This window comes from Microcella humidisoli (assembly GCF_024362325.1).
Classification (GTDB): Bacteria; Actinomycetota; Actinomycetes; order Actinomycetales; family Microbacteriaceae; genus Microcella; species Microcella humidisoli.
This window is the reverse complement of the sequence record NZ_CP101497.1, coordinates 270,394-290,055: the sequence shown is the minus strand read 5'-3', so window position 1 is coordinate 290,055 and position 19,662 is coordinate 270,394. Positions and strand designations below refer to the sequence as shown.

Sequence of the window (19,662 nt, the reverse complement as noted above, 5' to 3'; positions counted from 1 at the left end):
ACTATCCTCCGGAACGCACCTCGGCGACAGTGAGAGAGAGCCGGCGGCCCGTTGCGGCGTAGCCCTGCTCGCGGTGCGACTGGGCGACGGCGACACGCTCCGGGTCGGGCGTGCCGTAGGTCGTCGTGCGCTGGCGCGCGACGCGTCCGATCGAGCTGGCCAGCTCTTCGAGCTCGGCGACCGTCTTCTCCGAGCCGTTGTCGGCGCCCGCCATGCGGCTGATCGTCTCCTCCATGAGGGTGCCGCCCACGTCGTCGGCGCCGCCGCGCAGCATGAGCTGGGTGCCTTCGGTGCCGAGCTTGACCCACGAGGTCTGCACGTGGTCGATGCGGCCGTGCAGCATCAGGCGAGCGACGGCGTGCACCGCGCGGTTCTCCTGCGGCGTCGGGCCGGGCCGCGCCACGCCCGCGAGGTAGACGGGCGAGCTCGCGTGCACGAAGGGCAGCAGCACGAACTCGGTGAAGCCTCCGGTGTCGTCCTGCACGCGGGCGAGGGTGCGCAGGTGGGCGACCCAGTGCGGCGGAGCATCCACGTGCCCGTACATCATCGTGCTCGACGAGCGAATGCCGAGGCGATGCGCGGTCGAGACGATCTCGATCCACTCGGCGGCGGGCAGTTTGCCCTTCGTGAGAACCCAGCGCACCTCGTCGTCGAGAATCTCGGCGGCCGTGCCCGGAATCGTGTCGAGCCCTGCCTCTTTCGCGGCCGTCAAGAACTCGGCGAACGACAACCCGGTGCGGGATGCTCCATTCACGATCTCCATCGGGCTGAAGGCGTGCAGGTGAATGCTCGGCTGGCGCCGCTTCACTTCGCGCGCGAGGTCGAAGTAGGCGGTGCCGGGCAGATCGGGGTGGATTCCGCCTTGCATGCAGATCTCGGTCGCGCCAAGCGCCCACGCCTCATCGACCCGGTCGCCGACCTGCTGCATCGAGAGCGTGAACGCGTCGGCATCGGTGCGCCGCTGCGCGAAGGCGCAGAAGCGGCAGCCGGTGTAGCAGACGTTCGTGAAGTTGATGTTGCGGTTGACGACGTAGCCGATCTCGTCGCCGACCGTGTCTCGCCGTACTCGGTCGGCGAGGTCGGCGAGCGCGTCGAGGTCGGCGCCGTCGGCGTGCAGCAGGGTGAGGTAGTCGTCGTCGCTGAGCCCGGCCGGAGCATCCTCAGCCCGGCGCAGCACCGCGGCGACACCCGTGCTCACGGCGACCGTGCGTTTTCGAGCTCCGGTCGTCGCTTCGCGCAGCTCGGCCCAGTCGCCGTAGACGTCGTCGAAGTCGCTGCGGGTCTCGGTGCGGCGGCCCTCGGTTTCGATCGCGACGTGCAGGTCGGTGCGGCCGGTTCCGGCCCCACTCGCCCAATCCGGGTCGGGCTCCTGCCACGGGATGCCCTGCAGCACGGCGGCCTCGTTGGCAAGCCCATCGGCTCCCGCCAGGGCCCGCACGTGCGGCACGATGCGCGGGTCGAGCCATGGCTCTTCGGCTCGAACGTAGTGGGGGTGCGCGGTCAAACGCTCGTGCAGCGTGAACCCTGACTCGGCAGTCAGGCGCGCGAGCTCGTCGATCTGCGGCCAGGGGCGCTCGGGGTTGACGTGGTCGGGAGTGAGCGGGCTCACCCCGCCCCAGTCGTCGATGCCGGCACGGATCAGCAGGCCGAGCTCTTCGGCGTCGGTGAGGTTCGGCGGCGCTTGCACGCGCGCGCTCGGGCCGAGCACGAGACGGCTGACGGCGACGGCGGCGATGTACTCCTGCAGGGCGAGGTCGTCGGCGGCGCGCATGGCCGTGCGCGGCTTGGCACGGAAGTTCTGAATGATGACTTCTTGAACGTGCCCGTGCCGGCGTGAGGTCGCGCGGATGGCGAACATGCCGTCGACGCGCTCGGCGTAGGTTTCGCCGATGCCGAGCAGCAGCCCGGTCGTGAACGGGATGGCGCTGCGGCCGGCGTCTTCGAGCACCCGCAGGCGCAGCTCGGGGTCTTTGTCGGGCGAGCCGAAGTGCGCGAGGCCGCGCGTCTCGAACAGTCGGCGCGAGGTGGTCTCGAGCATCATGCCCATGCTCGGCGCGACGGGCTTGAGGCGTTGCAGCTCTTGCCAGGTCATGACGCCGGGGTTGAGGTGCGGCAGCAGGCCGGTCTCTTCGAGCACGAGGATGGCGACGGAGCGCAAGTAGTCGATCGTGGAGTCGTAGCCGCGGGCGTCGAGCCATTCACGGGCGGCGGGCCAGCGGTCTTCGGGCCGGTCGCCGAGCGTGAAGAGGGCTTCCTTGCACCCGAGCGCGGCGCCTTGGCGCGCGATCTCGAGCACCTCGTCGGGGGAGAGGAAGGGAGCTTTGCCCTGCGCGGCGAGCTGGTTGGGGGTCTGCACGAACACGCAGTAGTGGCAGCGGTCGCGGCACAGGTGCGTGAGCGGAATGAACACTTTGCGCGAGTACGTGATGACGCCGGGGCGTCCGGCCTTCTCGAGCCCCGCATCCCGCACGCGGCTCGCGACGGTCAGCAGCCGCTCGAGGTCGTCGTGCCGGCAGTGCAGCAGCGTCTCGGCCTCGGTCGCGTCGATCGTGACGCCCGATTCGGCGCGCTTGAGCGCGCGCGAGATCGCGGATGCAGTGGGCACGAAGTCGGCGGCGCTCACGGTGGTGCCGGTGGCGTGCGTGGTGGCGGGTGTGGTGTCGGTCATGGATGCTCCCGGCAGGCCGAGCGACGGCAAGCACGTTGAGCCCGCCAGGTCGGGCACCGCAAGAGTGGCGCCAGGTCGCACCCCAGACCGGGTGCGAGACGTTCGATGCCTCACACCCTACTCGCGCCGCAGCCCTGACACGCGTTGCGCCGCAACTGCTCTCGCGCCACCGCCCGTGCTGCCCGGCTCTCCGCTCGCGTTCCACCTTCCTGTTTCAGCGCTGGAGGCTTCCGAAAGCGCGGAAGTTCGTGAATGCGAATCGTAAAGCTCCGCGTTTCTGGAAGTCTCCGCACGCAGATCTACCGACGCTTACGACGTTTCGTGTCGATGGTTGTCGAGGTTCGTCCACAACTCATGGTGTTTGCCCCCGGTGCCGTTCCCTCTCGGCCAAGGTCGCCGGGCGAGCGTCCACAGGGGCGGAGCGCAGCAGGCTGCGAGCAGCCCAACGGTGCGACAGTGCCGCGATGCCGCCCGCATCACGCGACCCGGAGGATCCCTTTCGCGATCCCGTTGAGGAGCGCAGCGCGCCGAGCGAGGACGAGTTCGCAGGGTTCCGACGGTTCGAGTTCATCCTGCGAAGGATGGGCGGCATCGCTTCGCGGCGCGAGCTGCTGCAGGCGTCCGGTGGTGATGAGACGAGGTTCTGGTTCGCGCTCCACTACGGCTATCTCACCCGCGTGCGACAGGGCTGGTACGCCGCCCAGACGGTGCTCCCGGATGCGCGGGCGGCGTGGGCCGCGGGCGGGCCGCTCGCGTGCGTCAGCGCCCTGGTGCATCACGGGATGCTCGAGGCGAGCGCGCTCCCCGAGCAGCACCCCCTGCACATCGCGCAGCCGGCGGGCGGCCGCCGAGCTCGAGGCGCTCCGAGCGACCTCATCGTGCACTGGAGTGATCGCGACCACTCCTCGGGCACGCGGCTCGCGGTCGCGCCGGCAGTCGCGCTGCGGCACGCGCGGCGGTGTCAGCCCGCACTCGCGGCGCTCGCCGTCGCCAGCGCCGCCTCGGCGAGGGCCGCAGCGGTGTCGAGGTCGCGCATCCAGAGCGGCACCGCGGCGGCGGCGAAGCCGTCCGCGCGCAACCCGGCCACGAGCGGCTCGTCCACCTCGTCGACCAGCCACGCATCGAGCAGACCGCCCGCGCTCGAACCAACCCCAGCCCGGGGGCCGTAGTGCCGGGCGACCGCGCCGGCATCCGTCTCCACCCCGATCGTCGTGAGGCACGCGTCGGCCATACCGCGCACCGCGGCCCCCGCGATGATCGGCGAGACGCCCACGATCGGCGCACGGCCGGTCGCTGACAACGAGCCAGCCGCGAGCACCGCCTCGCGCATGCCCGGGATACCTAGGATCGTGCCGATCGACACCACGGGGTTTGACGGTGCGACGAGCACCACGTCGGCCGCTGCGAGCGCGGCGAGCGCTCCCGGTGAGGGGCTCGCCGACGAGACGCCGCGCTGCTCGAATCGCAGGGCCGGAACCTGGGCGCGGTAGCGGGTCCACCACTCCTGGAAGTGCAGATCCTCCTCAGCGCCCGTGTCCGAGGCGACCCACACGTGCGTGTCGATCTCCTGATCCGTCGAAGGATGCAGGCGCACGCCGCCGAGATCCCAGCGCTCCTGCAGTCGGGCGACCACGTCGGAGGGGGTGAGCCCCGCGCGCAACCACGCCGAGCGTGCGATGTGCGTGCCGAGGTCGAGGTCGCCGAGCGTGAACCAGTCGGGCGTCACGCCGTAGGCCTGCAGCTCGGCCGAGACGCGCTCGCTCTCGCCGACCCGGCCCCATCCGCGCACCTCGTCGTTCTGCCCCGACAGCGTGTAGAGCATCGAGTCGAGGTCGGGAGTGATGCGCAGGCCCGCCAGCCACCAGTCGTCGCCCGTGTTCACGATCACATCGATCGACGAGTCGGGGTGCCAGCGCTGCACCGCCTCGCGCAGCCCGCGCACGAACCGCGCGCCTCCGACCCCGCCCGCGAGCACCACGATCCTCATGCCGTCAACGCTAGCGCCGTCGACTCGTGCTCATATGTGCGCGCGGGTGTTCCCCTGCGCACCTGCGCCTTAGGTTTTACTCACGCGTCACTGGGCGAAACGAGCCGGAAACGCTCGAAGCGCACACTGGCCCCAGTTCAAAGAGGAAAAGGGGAACCACCCATGACCACCATCCGCGCCGCCATCACCCAGACCACCTGGACGGGCGACAAGGAATCGATGATCGCCAAGCACGAGCAGTTCGCGCGCGATGCCGCCGCCGACGGGGCTCAGATCATCTGCTTTCAAGAGCTCTTCTACGGGCCGTACTTCGGCATCATCGAAGACGCCAAGTACTACGACTACGCCGAGCCGGCCGACGGCCCGATCGTGCAGCGCTTCGCGAAGCTCGCGAAAGAGCTGAAGCTCGTCATCGTCCTCCCCATCTACGAAGAAGACATGCCCGGCGTGTACTACAACACCGCCGTCGTGGTGGATGCCGACGGCACGATCCTCGGCAAGTACCGCAAGCACCACATCCCGAACCTCGACCGGTTCTGGGAGAAGTTCTACTTCCGCCCCGGCAACCTCGGCTACCCCGTGTTCGACACGGCCGTCGGCAAGGTCGGCGTGTACATCTGCTACGACCGGCACTTCCCCGAGGGATGGCGCGAGCTCGGCCTCAACGGCGCCGAGCTCGTGTTCAACCCGAGCGCGACCAAGCCCGGCCTCTCGAACCGGTTGTGGGAGCTCGAGCAGCCCGCCGCGGCGGCCGCGAACCAGTACTTCATCGCGGCCAACAACCGCATCGGCACCGAGAGCGACGAGTTCGGCGACCTCGCCGTGACCTTCTACGGCTCGAGCTACTTCGTCGACCCGCGCGGCAACTACGTGGGCGACGTTGCGAGCCAAGACCAGACCGAGATCGTCACGCGCGACCTCGACCTCGACCTCATCCGCGAGGTGCGCAACAACTGGCAGTTCTACCGCGACCGTCGTCCCGAGAGCTACACGGCGGTGGTGAAGCCGTGAGCACGATGCTGATCCGCGGCGGCACGGTCGTCTCCGCCACCGGCCGCGGCGCGGCCGACGTGCTCGTCGACGGCGAGACCATCGTCGCCGTGCTCGCGCCCGGGTCGACCCTGCTGGGGCACGATCTGTCGGCATCCGTCGACACGGTCATCGACGCCACGGGCAAGTACGTGATTCCCGGCGGCATCGACGCGCACACCCACATGGAGCTGCCGTTCGGCGGCACCGCCGCCATCGACACCTTCGAAACGGGCACGATCGCCGCCGCCTGGGGCGGAACGACGAGCATCATCGACTTCGCCGTGCAGACCGCGGGCCAGAAGGTGTTCGACGGCCTCGCCGCCTGGCACGAGAAGGCCGGCGGCAACTGCGCGATCGACTACGGGTTCCACCAGATCGTCGGCGGCGTCGACGACGACTCGCTCGCCGCGCTGCCGAAGCTCATCGACGAGGGCATCACGAGCTACAAGATGTTCATGGCCTACCCGGGCGTGTTCTACGCCGACGACGCGCAGATTCTGCGCGCCATGCAGGTGGCCGCCGAGCACGGGCTCATGACGATGATGCACGCCGAGAACGGCCCGGCGATCGACGTGCTCGTCGCCCAGCTGCTCGCCAAGGGCAAGACCGACCCGTACTACCACGGCGTCGCGCGCGCCTGGCAGATGGAGGAGGAGGCGACGCACCGGGCGATCATGCTCGCCCACCTCACGGGGGCCCCGCTCTACGTCGTGCACGTGAGCGCCAAGCAGGCGGTCGAGCAGCTCGCCGCCGCCCGCGACATCGGGCAGAACGTGTTCGGCGAGACGTGCCCGCAGTACCTCTACCTGTCGCTCGAAGAGCAGCTGGGCGCGGTGAGCGAGCAGTACGGCGCTTTCGAGGGCGCCAAGTGGGTCTGCTCGACGCCGCTGCGCTCGCGTGCCGAAGGGCATCAAGACCACATGTGGCAGAGCCTGCGCACGAACGACATCCAGATGGTCTCGACCGACCACTGCCCGTTCTGCATGAAAGACCAGAAAGAGCTGGGCCTCGGCGACTTCTCGAAGATCCCCAACGGCATCGGCTCGGTCGAGCACCGCATGGACCTCATGTACCAGGGTGTCGTCACCGGTCAGATCACGCTCGAGCGCTGGGTCGAGATCACGAGCACGACGCCCGCGCGCATGTTCGGCCTCTACGGCACGAAGGGCGTCATCGCTCCCGGAGCCGACGCCGACATCGTCGTCTACGACCCCAACGGCCACACCTCGATCGGCATGCCCGTCGACGAGAACGGCAACCCCACGGGCCGCAAGCACCACATGAACATGGATCACGCGGCATGGGAGGGCTTCGAGATCGACGGCAAGGTCGACACGGTCGTCTCGCGCGGCTCGGTCGTCATCCAGAACGACCAGTTCCACGGGCGGGCCGGGCACGGGCAGTACCTGCGCCGCGGCCTGAGCCAGTACCTGGTCTGAGATCCGGCGAACGAAGAGAAGAGCATCCATGGATTTCGGAGCAGTACTCCAGACCAACCCGCCCGCCAGCCGCACGGTGCACCTCGCCAAGCTCGCTGAGCAGTACGGGTTCAGCCACGTGTGGACCTTCGACAGCCACATCCTGTGGCAAGAGCCGTACGTCATCTACTCGGCGATCCTCGGGCAGACGCACCGCGTGAAGGTCGGCCCCTTCGTCACGAACCCCGCCACGCGCGACTGGACGGTCACGGCGAGCGTGTTCGCGACGCTCAATGAGATGTACGGCAACCGGACGATCGTCGGCATCGGCCGGGGCGACTCGGCCGTGCGCGTCACGAATGGCAAGCCCACGACGCTTGCCGAGCTGCGCGAATCGATCCATGTCATCCGCGAGCTCGGCAACTCGCGGGCGGTTGAGCACAACGGCTCGACGCTGCAGTTTCCGTGGAGCCACGGCAGCGAGCTCGAGGTGTGGGTGGCCGCGTACGGCCCGCTCGCGCTCAAGCTCACGGGCGAGGTCGGCGACGGGTTCATCCTGCAGCTGGCCGACCTCGACATCGCGAAGTGGATGATCGAGACCGTGCGCACGGCGGCCGACAACGCCGGGCGCGACCCGATGAGCATCAAATTCTGCGTCGCGGCGCCAATGTACATCGGCACCGACTGGGATCACATGCGCAACCAGGTGCGCTGGTTCGGCGGCATGGTCGGCAACCACGTGGCCGACATCGTGGCGAAGCACGGCGACTCGACCGACGTGCCGCGCGCGCTTACCGAGTACATCGCGGGGCGCCAAGGGTACGACTACAACACCCACGGCAAGGCCGGCAACGACCACGTCGACTTCGTGCCCGACGAGATCGTCGACCGCTTCTGCGTGCTCGGCGACGCGAAAGACCACATCGAGAAGCTCGAGGCGCTGCGCGACCTCGGCGTGGACCAGTTCGCAGGCTATCTCCAGCACGACAACAAGGAGGAGACGCTGCGCGTCTACGGCGAGCACGTCATCCCGGCGCTCAACGGCAACAAGCAGGCGAAGGTATGACCGACGCCGCCACCCTGCTGGCCCCGCCTCGGCGGCGGCGTGCTGGTCGGGGTGCGCGGCTGCGGGCTGCCGGCTACGGCCTGCTCGGCATCGTGGCGCTCGCCGTGGTGTGGGAGCTCTACAAGTGGCTCGGCCCCGTCGACGGCCTCGTCATCGGCGACGTGCGAGTGCTCCCACGCACGAGCGACCTCGCGATGCCGCACGTGTGGGACATGGTCGCCCGGCTGTTCGAGCCGGTCACGCGAGCCGAGGGCGCGCGGGTGCTGTGGCTCGAGATCGTGCTCGCGGCGAGCCTGACGCTCGGCATCGCGGCCGCCGGCTGGGTGGTCGGCGTCGTCGTCGGCATGGCGTTCGCCCTCATCATGCAGCGGTGGATGCTCGCCGAATCGGCCCTGTTGCCGTGGATCGTGCTCAGCCAGACCGTGCCGCTCATCGCCTTCGCGCCGCTCGTGAAGAGCTGGGGCTCGCGCATCGAGATCGGCGCCTTCGAGTGGCAAGACTGGATGAGCGTCGCCGTCATTGCGAGCTACCTCGCCTTCTTCCCGGTCGCCGTCGGTGCGCTCAAAGGACTGCAGGCGCCCGATCGCCTGCACCTCGAGCTCCTGCACACCTACTCGGCCGGATGGTGGCCGACGATGCTGCATCTGCGGCTGCCCTCGGCCGTTCCGTACCTGCTGCCCGCGCTGCGCCTGGCCGCCGCCAACGCGGTCGTCGGTGCCGTCGTCGCGGAGGTGTCGACGGGGTTGCAGGGCGGCATCGGGCGGCTGGTCATCCAGTACGCCGGTCAGGCCAGCGGCGACCCCGCAAAGGCCTGGGCGCCCATCTTCGGCGCGATCGCCCTCGGGCTCATCGCCGCCGGCTCGGTGGCCCTGCTGGGGCTGCTCGTGAAGGACTACCGCCGCACCGAAGGAGCATCATGACCAACGCGGTCAGCGTCACCGGCGTCGACAAGGTCTTCGAGTCGACGAACGGGCAGGTCGTCGCGCTCAGCGAGGTCGACCTGACGGTTGCGCCAGGCGAGTTCGTCTCGCTCATCGGGCCCTCGGGATGCGGCAAGAGCACCCTGCTGCGCCTCATCGCCGACCTCGAGTCGCCGACCGCGGGCACCGTCGAGGTCTTCGGCACGAGCGCCCCCCAGGCGCGCCTCGACCAGCGCTACGGCATCGCCTTCCAGCAGGCGGGCCTGCTGCCGTGGCGCACGGTCTCGGCGAATATCGCCCTGCCGCTCGAGCTCAGCGGCAGCCCCAAGGCGGAGGTGCGCGCGCGCGTCGACGAGCTCATCGCCCTCGTGGGGCTCGGCGACTTCGGCGACCGGTTTCCCGACCAGCTCTCCGGCGGCATGCAGCAGCGCGTCGCGATCGCCCGCGCGCTCGCGAAGAAGCCCGAGCTGCTGCTCATGGACGAACCCTTCGGCGCGCTCGACGAGATGACGCGCGAATACATGCAGACCGAGCTGCTGCGCATCGCGGCCGAGACGGGCGCTGCGGTCGTCTTCGTGACGCACTCGATCCCCGAGGCGGTGTATCTCAGTGACCGCGTCGTTGTGATGTCTCCCCGCCCGGGCCGCATCGCCGAGGTCGTGCCGATGTCGCTCGGTAGCACCGGAAGCCGCGCCGACGATCTGCGGGAGGACGGCAGCTTCTTCGAGATGATCACCGCCGTGCGCGAGGCACTGCACGGCGGAAGTCCGGCATCCACCCCACGCGGAGTCGAGAACCGCTGATGTCGACCGCCACGCGCACGCGCACCCCACCCCGCCCGCGGGGCCGCACTGCGAGCGTCGGCCCGACGGGCCGCACAGCAAGCGCGGCCGAGCGCGCGATCGCGCCCGTCGTGCTCGGAATCGTCGTGATCGGCACGTGGCAGCTGCTCGCCGGCAGCGGCCTCGTCGAGGCCTACCTGCTGCCGAGCCCGGCGGCGATCATCGCCGAGATCATCGAGTTCTGGCCGTCGATGCTGAGTGCCGGCGCCATCACGGGCCTCAACGCACTCGTGGGCCTCGTGGCCGGCTCGCTGCTCGGCGTCGTCGCGGCGCTCATCGCCTCGACCAGCCGACTGATCGACGGGATGCTCGCGCCCGTCGTCGCCGCCCTCGCGGTCATCCCGATCGTGGCCCTCGCCCCCGTGCTCAACACGATGTTCGGCGCCGACTCGCAGACCGGGCGGCAGCTCATCGCGAGCCTCGCGGCCTTCGTTCCCGTCTTCATCACGACGGCGCGCGGGCTGCGGCAGACGCAGCCGGTGCATCGCGAGCTCATGACGAGCTTCGCCGCGACGCCGTGGCAGGTCATGCGCACGATCACCCTGCCGACGGCCGTGCCGTACACCTTCACGGGAGTCCGGCTCGCCTCGTCGCTCGCCGTGATCTCGGCGCTCGTCGCCGAGTACTTCGGCGGCCCGCGCGGCGGCCTCGGCGGTCTCATCTCGACCTCGGCGGCCTCGAGCGCGTATCCGCGCGCCTGGGCCTACGTCGTCGCCGCCATCGTGCTGGGGCTGGCGTTCTACCTCGTCACCCTCGCCCTCGAACGTTGGGCCTCACGTCGACGGTGACGTGACACCCGGAACGTCCCCGGCTCTCGCCGGGGCCGACCTGCACCACCCCCGCACCGTCGAGAACACCGAAAGGACACAGCACATGATGAACCGCACACGTCGCTTCGCGACGTTCAGCGCGATCGGTCTCACCGCCGCGCTCGCGCTCTCCGCCTGCTCCCCTCCCGCCGAGACCGAGGGTGAGGGCTCTGACGAGCTCACGCCCATCAAGCTGCAGCTGCAGTGGCTGCCGCAGGGCCAGTTCGCGGGCTACTTCGCCGCCGTCGACCAGGGCTACTTCGAAGAGGCCGGCCTCGACGTCGAGATCATCCCCAGCGGCGGCGACATCGTGCCGCAGGATGCCCTCGCCAACGGCGATGTCGACTACGCGATCGCCTGGGTGCCGAAGGTGCTCGGCTCGATCGAGGCCGGCGCCAACGTCACCAACATCGCGCAGATCTTCCAGCGCTCGGGCACGCTGCAGGTGGCGTGGGCCGACAGCGGCATCGAGTCGGTCGCCGACTTCGAGGGCAAGAAGATCGGCTCGTGGGGCTTCGGCAACGAGTGGGAGATCTTCGCGGCCATGGCCGCCGAGGGCCTCGACTCGACCACGGTCGAGATCATCACCCAGTCCTTCGACATGAACGCCTTCCTCGCGGGCGACATCGACGCGGCGCAGGCGATGACGTACAACGAGTACGCGCAGGTGCTCGAAGCGGTGAACCCCGACACCGGTGAGCTCTACACGCCCGAGGACCTCACCGTCATCAGCTACGAAGACACCGTCGGCGCCATGCTGCAAGACGCGATCTGGGCCGACACCGAGCGCCTCGAAAGCGACACCGAGTACCAGGAGACGACGGTCGCGTTCCTCAAGGCCGTCATCAAGGGCTGGGTCTACGCTGCCGAGAACCCTGAAGACGCCGCCCAGATCGTGGGCGCCGCCGGCTCGAGCTGGGGCCCGAGCCACGAGCTGTGGATGGTCAACGAGACCAACAAGCTCATCTGGCCGGCTCCGAACGGCATCGGCTTCATCGACCCCGACGCGTTCGCCGCGACGGTGGCCGCTGCGCTGAGCGCCGTCAACGAGACGGGCGCGAGCCTCATCACGGCCGAGCCGCCCGCAACCGCCTACACGAATGAGTACATCGAGCAGGCGCTCGCTGAGCTCGCCGAAGAGGGCGTCGACACGACGGGCGAGGGCTTCTCGCCCATCGAGGTCGAGCTCATGGAGGGCGGCAACTAGCCACTGCTCTGCCGACAACCGCTGAGGCGGCGGGATGCTCGCATCGGGCATCCCGCCGCCTCTCAGCGTCCCTGCCGCACGATGGGGCCATGACACCCGAGGCCACGCGCGACGAGGGGCTCGCCCGGCTCGCCGACTTCGTTCCCCGTGCCGGTCGTGCCTACGCGGCTGAGCGCAACACCGACCGCGGCCCGCAGGATCGCTCGAACGTGTCGACCCTCTCGCCCTGGGTGCGGCACCGCCTCGTCACCGAGCGCGAGGTCGTCGAGGCCGTGCTGCACCGGCACTCGCTCGATGCGGCGGGCAAGTTCGTGCAGGAGGTCTACTGGCGCACCTACTGGAAGGGCTGGCTCGAACTGCGGCCGAGCGTGTGGGCGCGCTACACCGCGTCGGTCGCCCCGGCACTCGACGCCCTGAGCGCCGCCGAGCGCGTGACCTACGACGACGCCGTCGCCGGCCGCACGGGGATCGAGGGCTTCGACGACTGGGCGCGCGAGCTCGTCGAGCTCGGCTACCTGCATAACCACGCGCGCATGTGGTTCGCGAGCATCTGGATCTTCACGCTGCGGCTGCCCTGGCAGCTCGGCGCCGACTTCTTCCTGCGCCACCTGCTCGACGGCGACCCGGCCTCGAACACGCTGAGCTGGCGGTGGGTCGCGGGCCTGCAGACGGTCGGCAAGACCTACCTGGCCACGACGCAGAACATCGAGTTCGCCACCGAAGGGCGGTTCCGGCCGCGCGGGCTCGCAACGAGCGCCCCCGCGGTCGAGGATGACGCGCCGCTCCCGACCCCCGGCCCGGCGCCGCGCCCGGCGCCGCTGCCGAGCGGCCGCGTGGCCCTGCTGCTGCACGAGGACGATCTGCACGCCGAGAGCCTCGAGCCGATGCTGAGCGTGGCCGGCGCCGAGGTGGTCGCGGTCGCGAGCCCGACGGCGGGGGAGGCGCGGTCGCCCGCGGCCGATCCGGCGCGCGCGGTCGTGGCGGGCTTCACCGCGGCGGCGCTCGCCGACGGCCACGCACGGGCCGGCGCGCACTACGGGGTCGAGGCCAACGCGCTCGACGGGCTCACGGCATCCGCGATTCTGCCGTGGCTGCGCGCCCACGACGCGACGGCGCTCGTGACCCCCTACGCACCCGTCGGGCCGGTGCGCGACCGTCTCGACGGCCTCGAGCGCGACCTCGCGGCGGAGGGCATCGCGGTCTCGCGCATCCTGCGACCGTGGGATGCTCGCGCGTGGCCGCACGCGACGCGCGGGTTCTTCCCGTTCCGCGAGCGGATCCCTGCACTTCTGCGCGAGGAGCAGATCGGGCGCGATCCTCGCTGAGCGGCGCAAACCGGCGATAATGGCGCTATCCCATTCCTGCGACTCAAGGACCGATAACCATGACCGACACTCTGAACCGGTCACACACCGCTGCACCCGCTCACGACCCGGCCGACGGCGCACGCGCCTACGACCTCGACCGCGAGTACGTCTTCCACTCGTGGAGCGCGCAGGGGGCGCTGAAGCCCTTCGTCGTCGCGAGCGCCGCGGGCTGCGACGTGCACACCTACGACGGCGAGACCTACCTCGACTTCTCGAGCCAGCTCGTCAACACCAACATCGGCCACTCGCACCCGAGGGTCGTCGAGGCGATCCAGCACCAGGCGGCGCAGCTCGCGACCGTCGCGCCCTCGCACGCGGCCCTCGTGCGTGGCGAGGCGGCGCAGCGCATCGTCGAGAAGGCCGGGCCTGGCTTCAGCAAGGTCTTCTTCACCAACGGCGGCGCCGACGCGATCGAGAACGCGATCCGCATGGCGCGCCTCACGACGCACAAGCACAAGGTGCTCTCGACCTATCGCAGCTACCACGGCAACACGGGTGCCGCCATCGCGGCGACGGGCGACTGGCGCCGTATGCCCAACGAGTACGCCTACGGCCACGTGCACTTCTTCGGTCCCTTCACCTACCGCAGCGAGTTTCACTCCGACACCCCCGAGCAGGAGTGCGAGCGCGCCCTGCGCCACCTCGAGCGCACGATCGTCGCCGAGGGCCCCGGCACGATCGCGGCGATCCTGCTCGAGTCGGTGCCCGGCACCGCGGGCATCTTCGCGCCGCCCGTCGGCTACCTCGAGGGCGTGCGCGCGCTCGCCGACAAGTACGGCATCGTCTGGATCGCCGACGAGGTCATGGCGGGCTTCGGCCGCACGGGCGACTGGTTCGCGTGGCAGAACGAGACCATCAACCCGAACCGGGCGACCCCCGACCTCATCGCCTTCGCGAAGGGCGTCAACTCGGGCTACGTGCCCGTGGGCGGCGTGGTCATCAGCCCGAGCATCGCCGCGGCGTTCGACGAGCGCGTCTTCCCGGGCGGGCTCACCTACAGCGGGCATCCCCTCGCGATGGCCTCGATCGTCGCCTCGATCGATGCGATGACCGATGAAGGCATCGTCGAGAACGCCAAGATGATCGGTGAGCAGCACCTCGGCCCCGCGCTGCGTGCGCTCGCCGAGAAGCACCCGATGATCGGCGACGTGCGCGGCCTGGGCGTGTTCTGGGCGCTCGACCTCGTCACCGACCGCGCGACGCGCGAGCCCGTGGGCGCTGACGTCATCGGCCGCCTTAAGGCCGAGCTCATGGCCCGCAAGGTGCTGCCGTTCGCGGCCGACAACCGCATCCATGTCGTGCCACCGTGCATCGTGACTCCCGAGCAAGTCGCAGTCGCCATGCAGGCGTATGACGGCGCATTCACGGCGGTTGCGCAGAACTAGCGACGTACCGTGGCAACGGCCGCGGGCACTCCTTGCGATCGGGCAGGGGATGCTCGCGGCCGTTGCTCGTCTCCCGGGCCCGCACGGCCCCGGCCCCGCGGGTGCGCCACCGGCCCCGCGCATCGTGGAGCGCGCTACCCCGGTAGACTGGGGCGCTATGCCTCCCGCCCCGAACCCCTACCGCGTGAACGTGCGCGATCTCATGCACCGCCCCGGCGAGATGCGCGAGAAGCAACTGACGTTCGGCGTGCCCGAGCAGCTGGGCGCCGCGGCGGTCATCGTCGGTGCGGGCACCGAGCTCGAGCTCGACCTGCGGCTCGAGGGCCTGCACGACGGCATTCTCGTCTCGGGCGAGGTGCGCACGACCGCGTCGGGTGAGTGCGTGCGCTGCCTCGACCCCGTCACGGTGGCGGTCGAAGTCGAATTCCAGGAGCTTCTCGCGTATTCTCGAGACGAGGCGTACGACTACCAGGTTCACGATGATCACGTGGATTGTGAACCGGTGGTTCGAGACGCTGTGGTGCTGTCGCTCCCGTTCCAGCCGGTGTGCCGCGAGGATTGCCCTGGTCTCGACCCTGAGACCGGTGAGCGCCTGGCGGATTCCGGCCCGCGGGAGCCCCGCGTGGTCATCGATCCGCGGTGGGCGGCGCTCGAGGGCCTGGCCCTCGAGAACGACGATTCGAACTAGGCCGCACCACCCCCGAACCTCACCAGCACGCGCGCGCGTGCGGGTCTGACAGAGAGAAGAACCACCATGGCTGTTCCCAAGCGGAAGATGTCGCGCTCCAACACCAACTCGCGTCGCTCGCAGTGGAAGGCGTCTGTGCCGACCCTCGTGAAGACCGTCGAGAACGGCAAGGTCGTCTACAGCCTTCCCCACCGCGCCAAGGTGGTCGAGGACTCGGCCGGCACGCCCCTGTACATGGAGTACAAGGGCCGCAAGGTCGCCGACGTTTGACGAACCTGTCGGCGTGACGCCGTCAGACGATCGAACCCAGCTCGAGCACGCGCTCGGGCTCACAATCGACCCCGAACTGCTCGATCTCGCGCTCACCCACCGCTCCTGGGCGTACGAGAACGGCGGCGTGGCGACGAACGAGCGCCTCGAGTTTCTCGGTGACTCGATTCTGGGGCAGGCCGTCACGGTCATGCTCTACACGACCTACCCCGAGCTGAGCGAGGGCGATCTCGCCAAGCGCCGCGCATCGCTCGTCTCGTCGGTCGCCCTCGCTGAGGTGGCCCGCGCGATCGGGCTCGGCGAGCACCTCAAGCTCGGCAAGGGCGAAGAGCTCACGGGTGGTCGCGAGAAGTCATCCATCCTCGCCGACACCGTCGAAGCACTCATCGGCGCCGCGTATCTCGACCTCGGCGGCGATGCGGCGACCGCGCTCGTGCTGCGCCTCGTCGACCCGCTGCTAGCCGACCCCGACCGCTTCGGTGCCGCCATGGACCCGAAGACCTCGCTGCAAGAGCTCGCCGCGCACCTCGGCCTCGGCATGCCCGTCTACGTGATCGAGGAGCACGGCCCCGACCACTCGAAGGTCTTCACGGCCACCGTCGTGCTCGCCGAGGAGGCCATCGCCACGGGCGAGGGCACGAGCAAGAAGCAGGCCGAGATGGGCGCCGCCCTCGAGGCCTGGACGACACTGCAGTCGCGGCGCTGACGAGCGATACTGAACCGTGCCCGAGCTGCCCGAGGTCGAGGTCGTGCGCCACGGCCTGCAGCCTGCCGTCACGGGCGCGACGATCGACGCCGTCGAGGTGCTCGATGAGCGCTCGCTCAAGCGCCACAGCGGCCCCGCCGAAGACTTCATCGAGCGACTGACCGGCGCCCGGCTGCGCGGCGCCGTGCGCCGCGGCAAGTTCCTCTGGCTGCCGATCGAGAGCGGTCGTGCTGATGGCACGGATGCTCCTGCCGAGGCTCTCGTCGCCCACCTGGGTATGAGCGGGCAGGTGCTGCTGCGCGACCCGGCGGCCGAGGCCGCGGCGCTCACGCGTATCCGGTTCGCGTTGACGCATCCGGTGCACGGCCCGCTGCGGGTCGACTTCGTCGATCAGCGCATCTTCGGGTCGATGGCGGTGGATGCGCTGCTGCCGACGCGCGACGGCGCGGCGGCCGGATACGGGCTGCCGCTCGCGAGCATCCCGAGCCAGGTCGCCCACATCGCGCGCGACCCGCTCGATCCTGCCTTCGACGAGCGGCGCTTCCTGCGCCGGCTCGCCGCGAAGCGCACGACCGTCAAGCGCGCGCTGCTCGACCAGACGCTCGTGAGCGGCATCGGCAACATCTACGCCGACGAAGCGCTGTGGGCCGCGCGCGTGCACTACGACCAGCCGACCGAGTCGCTCTCGACGCGCAAGGCACGCGAGTTGCTCGAGGAGGTGCGCATCGTGCTGCGCCGCGCGCTCGACGAGGGCGGCACGAGCTTCGACGCGCAATACGTCAACGTCAATGGCGCCTCGGGCTACTTCAGCCACTCGCTGCGCGCCTACGGCCAGCAGGGCAAGCCCTGCGCGCGGTGCGAACGGCCCATCGTGCGCGAGCAGTTCATGAACCGCGGCTCGCACTTCTGCCCGCGCTGCCAGCGCATCCGCTCCGCGGCGACGCTGCCGCGCATCCGCCGCCTCCGATCGGCGGCGGAATGAGTCGACGGGACGATCTCGCGATCGTGCTCGACGCGATCATCGCGGCCGAGCCCGATGCCGCCATCGCGCACTGCCGCGCTTCGCCCCTCGGCACACCGGGCGAGCGCGAGCACGACTACCGCCGGGCGCTCGAGAGCGTCGCCCTCTTCATGGCCGCACGATTCGACGACGCGGAGGCGAGCGCCGAGGCGGCACTCGCTCGCTGCGCACCGGACGATGCCGTGCTGCTCGTCACCGCGCGCGCCGCGCGCTCCCTCGCGCAGTCGGGCCGGCCGCATCCCCTCGGGCTCTCCGGCGGGTGGGCGGTCGAGGGCGCGAACCCCTCGAGCGATGTGCTGGTCGAGGCCATCGCGGCTATCCCCGCGCTCGCCCCGTACGCGCGTGATGTCGACCGCGACCTCGCGCGATTCGCGTGCTACCTCGTGGCCGAGGCGGCGCTCGCGAGCGCGCGCCTGCACCGCGCAGACGACGCCCTCGTCGCGGCAAGGGCCGCACTCGGGGGCGAGCTGACACACGACGCGACCGGCGAGGTCTTCCTCGAACGCGACGGACGCGCGCATCCGTACGGCGTCGTCTTCGGAATCCTCACCGTTCGCATCCTGACGTTCAGCGGGCGGATCGCCGAGGCGGTGGCCGAGGTCGAGCGGCTGCCCGAGTCCGAGCTCGTGCTCGTGCGCCAGTTGCGCTCGGCGACCGAGATTCTCGTGCGCGGCAACGCCGCCGAGCGCTCCCACGTGCGCGCTCTCGCCGATGCGCTCGACGCGGAGAGTCCGGTGCCGCGCGACTACCTCACTCGGGGGTGCTTCCTGCTCGCAGCCTTCGGGCTTGTCGCGCTGGGCGACACCCGGGCGGCGGCGCGCAGCGCCCTGATCGCCGGCGGAGACCTCGCCGTATCGAAGCTCACGATCGTAGACCGCGCACTGTGCCTGGAGCTTCTCGTGGCCACGGCCGCTGATGAGGCCGATGCCGATGCCGCGGAGGCGTGGGCGGCGCTGGCCCAGCCGTTCCTCGACGACCCGATCGCGGCGTCGACCGTGCACCGCATTCTCGCGCGCCTGGCGCTGCTGGCGGCAGAACCAGGGAGGGCCCTCCCGCTTGCCGAACGGGCGATCGTGCTCGCCGACGCCGAAGGGCGCGTCGTCGAAGCAGCCGAAGCCGAAGTGCTCGCGGCGCGCGCCCGGCGTGAAGCGGCCGAGACCGGCTCAGGAGCCGCGCGGCTCGTGGCCCTCGCCGCCGCGGCCGAGGTCACGGGGCACCTTGCGGCGCGGCGAGCCGCCGTGCGCGAGCTGCGGGCATCGGGGCGTCGGCTGCCGCCCGTCGCAGGAGCAGGGTGGAACGGGCTCTCGACGCGCGAGCGCGAGGTCGCGGTCATGGTCGCCGACGGCCTGCGCAACGTCGAGATCGCCGCGGCTCTGCACCTCTCCGAGCACACCGTGCGGGGCCACGTCTCGCGCGTGCTCGCCGCCTTCGCCGCTGCCTCGCGATTCGTCGTCGCGGCGCGCATGGCCGAGCTCTTCCCCGGCGATCTCGAACCACCGACCGCAGCGCTCACGCCGCAGCTCACCGCCGTTGCCGAGCGCGTCGCCGTCGGACTCGGCAATGCCGAGATCGGGCGCGAGCTTGGGGTCAGCACCAAGACGGTCGAGAAGTACGTGGCCGAGATTCAGCGCCGGTGGCAGGCCGGGTCGCGCGTCATGATCGCGCGGCTCGTGCGCAGCATCCCGAACCGCAGCGAATAAGACGCAACCCCACTGTCGCGCACCCACCGCCGGTTGGATCATGGCGCTATGGCTCGCACAGCGCTCTCGACTCTCGGCTCCGTCGCTCTTCTCGCCGCGCTCGCCCTGGCGGGATGCGCAACCGGCGGCACTCCGAGCACTGACCCCGAAGGCGGAACGACCGATGGCGGGGCTCCCGACGGCGAGTCGACCGGGGGTGCCCTCGACTGCTCGGCGGCGACCACCGACGGGTACGACCTCTTCCTCGATCCCGCGCTCACGGTCGATCCGGTGCTCGACGTCTACCCCCTCGAGGCGGGCGACACGATCTCGTTCACGTACGCCGCGCACGACGACGACGCCTTCCCGACCTACGGCTGGCTCTCGACCTACATCACGTCGGAGGGCGATGTCGCGCCGTCGACGGGGTCGTTCTTCTTCGACGAGGAGGGCGGCGTCTTCACGTTCGTCGGCCCGGAGGCCGTCGCCGGCATCGATGGGGGCCCTTACACGGGGTTCCTCGACATCGAAGTGACGGTCGACACGACGACGACCGTCATCGGCCGCCTCTGCGTGCAGTACGCCCTGACCGAGTAG

General features: G+C 70.2%; 17 protein-coding genes. 15 read left to right on the top strand and 2 right to left on the bottom strand.

Going from position 1 to position 19,662, the window contains the following annotated elements; translation table 11 throughout:
• Position 1: 1 nt before the first annotated feature.
• Complete coding sequence (locus NNL39_RS01305; RefSeq protein ID WP_255159916.1) at positions 2–2,668, bottom strand: bifunctional FO biosynthesis protein CofGH; 2,667 nt, start codon at positions 2,666–2,668, stop codon at positions 2–4.
• Positions 2,669–3,629: 961 nt separating this feature from the next.
• On the bottom strand, positions 3,630–4,655 hold the full coding sequence (gene cofD, locus NNL39_RS01300; protein WP_255159915.1) for a 2-phospho-L-lactate transferase: 1,026 nt from the start codon (positions 4,653–4,655) through the stop codon (positions 3,630–3,632).
• A 162-nt stretch (positions 4,656–4,817) separates the two neighbouring features.
• On the opposite strand from cofD, the gene NNL39_RS01295 reads away from it, so the two are divergent.
• The 15 genes from NNL39_RS01295 to NNL39_RS01225 all read left to right on the top strand — a co-directional run bounded on the left by NNL39_RS01295 (position 4,818) and on the right by NNL39_RS01225 (position 19,662).
• Positions 4,818–5,666 carry a nitrilase-related carbon-nitrogen hydrolase gene (locus NNL39_RS01295; RefSeq protein ID WP_255159914.1) on the top strand — a complete coding sequence of 283 codons (849 nt, stop codon included), beginning with the start codon at positions 4,818–4,820 and terminating at the stop codon, positions 5,664–5,666.
• Positions 5,663–7,126, top strand: coding sequence for a dihydropyrimidinase (gene hydA, locus NNL39_RS01290; RefSeq protein WP_255159913.1), 1,464 nt, complete (start codon positions 5,663–5,665; stop codon positions 7,124–7,126). The genes NNL39_RS01295 and hydA overlap by 4 nt, the downstream gene beginning before the upstream one ends.
• Before the next feature lie 28 nt (positions 7,127–7,154).
• Positions 7,155–8,171 (top strand): TIGR03842 family LLM class F420-dependent oxidoreductase, encoded by a 1,017-nt coding sequence (locus tag NNL39_RS01285; RefSeq protein WP_255159912.1) that lies wholly within the window; start codon positions 7,155–7,157, stop codon positions 8,169–8,171.
• A complete protein-coding gene (locus NNL39_RS01280) occupies positions 8,168–9,091 on the top strand; it encodes an ABC transporter permease (protein ID WP_255159911.1) in 924 nt (307 codons plus the stop codon). The genes NNL39_RS01285 and NNL39_RS01280 overlap by 4 nt, the downstream gene beginning before the upstream one ends.
• On the top strand, positions 9,088–9,894 hold the full coding sequence (locus tag NNL39_RS01275; protein WP_255159910.1) for an ABC transporter ATP-binding protein: 807 nt from the start codon (positions 9,088–9,090) through the stop codon (positions 9,892–9,894). Before NNL39_RS01280 ends, NNL39_RS01275 begins: the two co-directional genes overlap by 4 nt.
• Positions 9,894–10,721: an ABC transporter permease gene (locus NNL39_RS01270; RefSeq protein WP_255159909.1), complete on the top strand. Its 828-nt coding sequence runs from the start codon at positions 9,894–9,896 to the stop codon at positions 10,719–10,721. Before NNL39_RS01275 ends, NNL39_RS01270 begins: the two co-directional genes overlap by 1 nt.
• An 85-nt stretch (positions 10,722–10,806) precedes the next feature.
• Positions 10,807–11,949 (top strand): ABC transporter substrate-binding protein, encoded by a 1,143-nt coding sequence (locus tag NNL39_RS01265; protein ID WP_255159908.1) that lies wholly within the window; start codon positions 10,807–10,809, stop codon positions 11,947–11,949.
• Between the two features lie 89 nt (positions 11,950–12,038).
• Positions 12,039–13,274, top strand: coding sequence for an FAD-binding domain-containing protein (locus tag NNL39_RS01260; RefSeq protein ID WP_255159907.1), 1,236 nt, complete (start codon positions 12,039–12,041; stop codon positions 13,272–13,274).
• A 59-nt stretch (positions 13,275–13,333) separates the two neighbouring features.
• Entirely contained in the window at positions 13,334–14,701 is a 1,368-nt protein-coding gene (locus NNL39_RS01255; protein WP_255159906.1) for an aspartate aminotransferase family protein, read from the top strand.
• Between the two features lie 157 nt (positions 14,702–14,858).
• Positions 14,859–15,389, top strand: a complete 531-nt coding sequence (locus NNL39_RS01250; protein ID WP_255159905.1) for a YceD family protein — start codon at positions 14,859–14,861, stop codon at positions 15,387–15,389.
• A gap of 66 nt (positions 15,390–15,455) precedes the next feature.
• The gene (gene rpmF / locus NNL39_RS01245; RefSeq protein ID WP_255159904.1) at positions 15,456–15,659 is read left to right on the top strand and encodes a 50S ribosomal protein L32; all 204 of its coding nucleotides are present in this window, start codon (positions 15,456–15,458) and stop codon (positions 15,657–15,659) included.
• Positions 15,660–15,672: 13 nt separating this feature from the next.
• Positions 15,673–16,365 (top strand): ribonuclease III, encoded by a 693-nt coding sequence (gene rnc, locus NNL39_RS01240; protein ID WP_255159903.1) that lies wholly within the window; start codon positions 15,673–15,675, stop codon positions 16,363–16,365.
• Between the two features lie 16 nt (positions 16,366–16,381).
• Positions 16,382–17,347, top strand: coding sequence for a bifunctional DNA-formamidopyrimidine glycosylase/DNA-(apurinic or apyrimidinic site) lyase (gene mutM / locus NNL39_RS01235; RefSeq protein WP_255159902.1), 966 nt, complete (start codon positions 16,382–16,384; stop codon positions 17,345–17,347).
• Positions 17,344–19,086: a LuxR C-terminal-related transcriptional regulator gene (locus NNL39_RS01230; protein ID WP_255159901.1), complete on the top strand. Its 1,743-nt coding sequence runs from the start codon at positions 17,344–17,346 to the stop codon at positions 19,084–19,086. The genes mutM and NNL39_RS01230 overlap by 4 nt, the downstream gene beginning before the upstream one ends.
• Positions 19,087–19,134: 48 nt before the next feature.
• Positions 19,135–19,662 (top strand): hypothetical protein, encoded by a 528-nt coding sequence (locus NNL39_RS01225; protein WP_255159900.1) that lies wholly within the window; start codon positions 19,135–19,137, stop codon positions 19,660–19,662.

Bases quoted from the DNA above. Each gene is read 5' to 3' on its own strand.
- NNL39_RS01305 (WP_255159916.1), bottom strand. From the start codon at position 2,668: ATGACCGACACCACACCCGCCACCACGCACGCCACCGGCACCACCGTG.
- cofD (WP_255159915.1), bottom strand. From the start codon at position 4,655: ATGAGGATCGTGGTGCTCGCGGGCGGGGTCGGAGGCGCGCGGTTCGTG.
- NNL39_RS01295 (WP_255159914.1), top strand. From the start codon at position 4,818: ATGACCACCATCCGCGCCGCCATCACCCAGACCACCTGGACGGGCGAC.
- NNL39_RS01285 (WP_255159912.1), top strand. From the start codon at position 7,155: ATGGATTTCGGAGCAGTACTCCAGACCAACCCGCCCGCCAGCCGCACG.
- NNL39_RS01280 (WP_255159911.1), top strand. From the start codon at position 8,168: ATGACCGACGCCGCCACCCTGCTGGCCCCGCCTCGGCGGCGGCGTGCT.
- NNL39_RS01275 (WP_255159910.1), top strand. From the start codon at position 9,088: ATGACCAACGCGGTCAGCGTCACCGGCGTCGACAAGGTCTTCGAGTCG.
- NNL39_RS01270 (WP_255159909.1), top strand. From the start codon at position 9,894: ATGTCGACCGCCACGCGCACGCGCACCCCACCCCGCCCGCGGGGCCGC.
- NNL39_RS01265 (WP_255159908.1), top strand. From the start codon at position 10,807: ATGATGAACCGCACACGTCGCTTCGCGACGTTCAGCGCGATCGGTCTC.
- NNL39_RS01260 (WP_255159907.1), top strand. From the start codon at position 12,039: ATGACACCCGAGGCCACGCGCGACGAGGGGCTCGCCCGGCTCGCCGAC.
- NNL39_RS01255 (WP_255159906.1), top strand. From the start codon at position 13,334: ATGACCGACACTCTGAACCGGTCACACACCGCTGCACCCGCTCACGAC.
- NNL39_RS01250 (WP_255159905.1), top strand. From the start codon at position 14,859: ATGCCTCCCGCCCCGAACCCCTACCGCGTGAACGTGCGCGATCTCATG.
- rpmF (WP_255159904.1), top strand. From the start codon at position 15,456: ATGGCTGTTCCCAAGCGGAAGATGTCGCGCTCCAACACCAACTCGCGT.
- NNL39_RS01230 (WP_255159901.1), top strand. From the start codon at position 17,344: ATGAGTCGACGGGACGATCTCGCGATCGTGCTCGACGCGATCATCGCG.
- NNL39_RS01225 (WP_255159900.1), top strand. From the start codon at position 19,135: ATGGCTCGCACAGCGCTCTCGACTCTCGGCTCCGTCGCTCTTCTCGCC.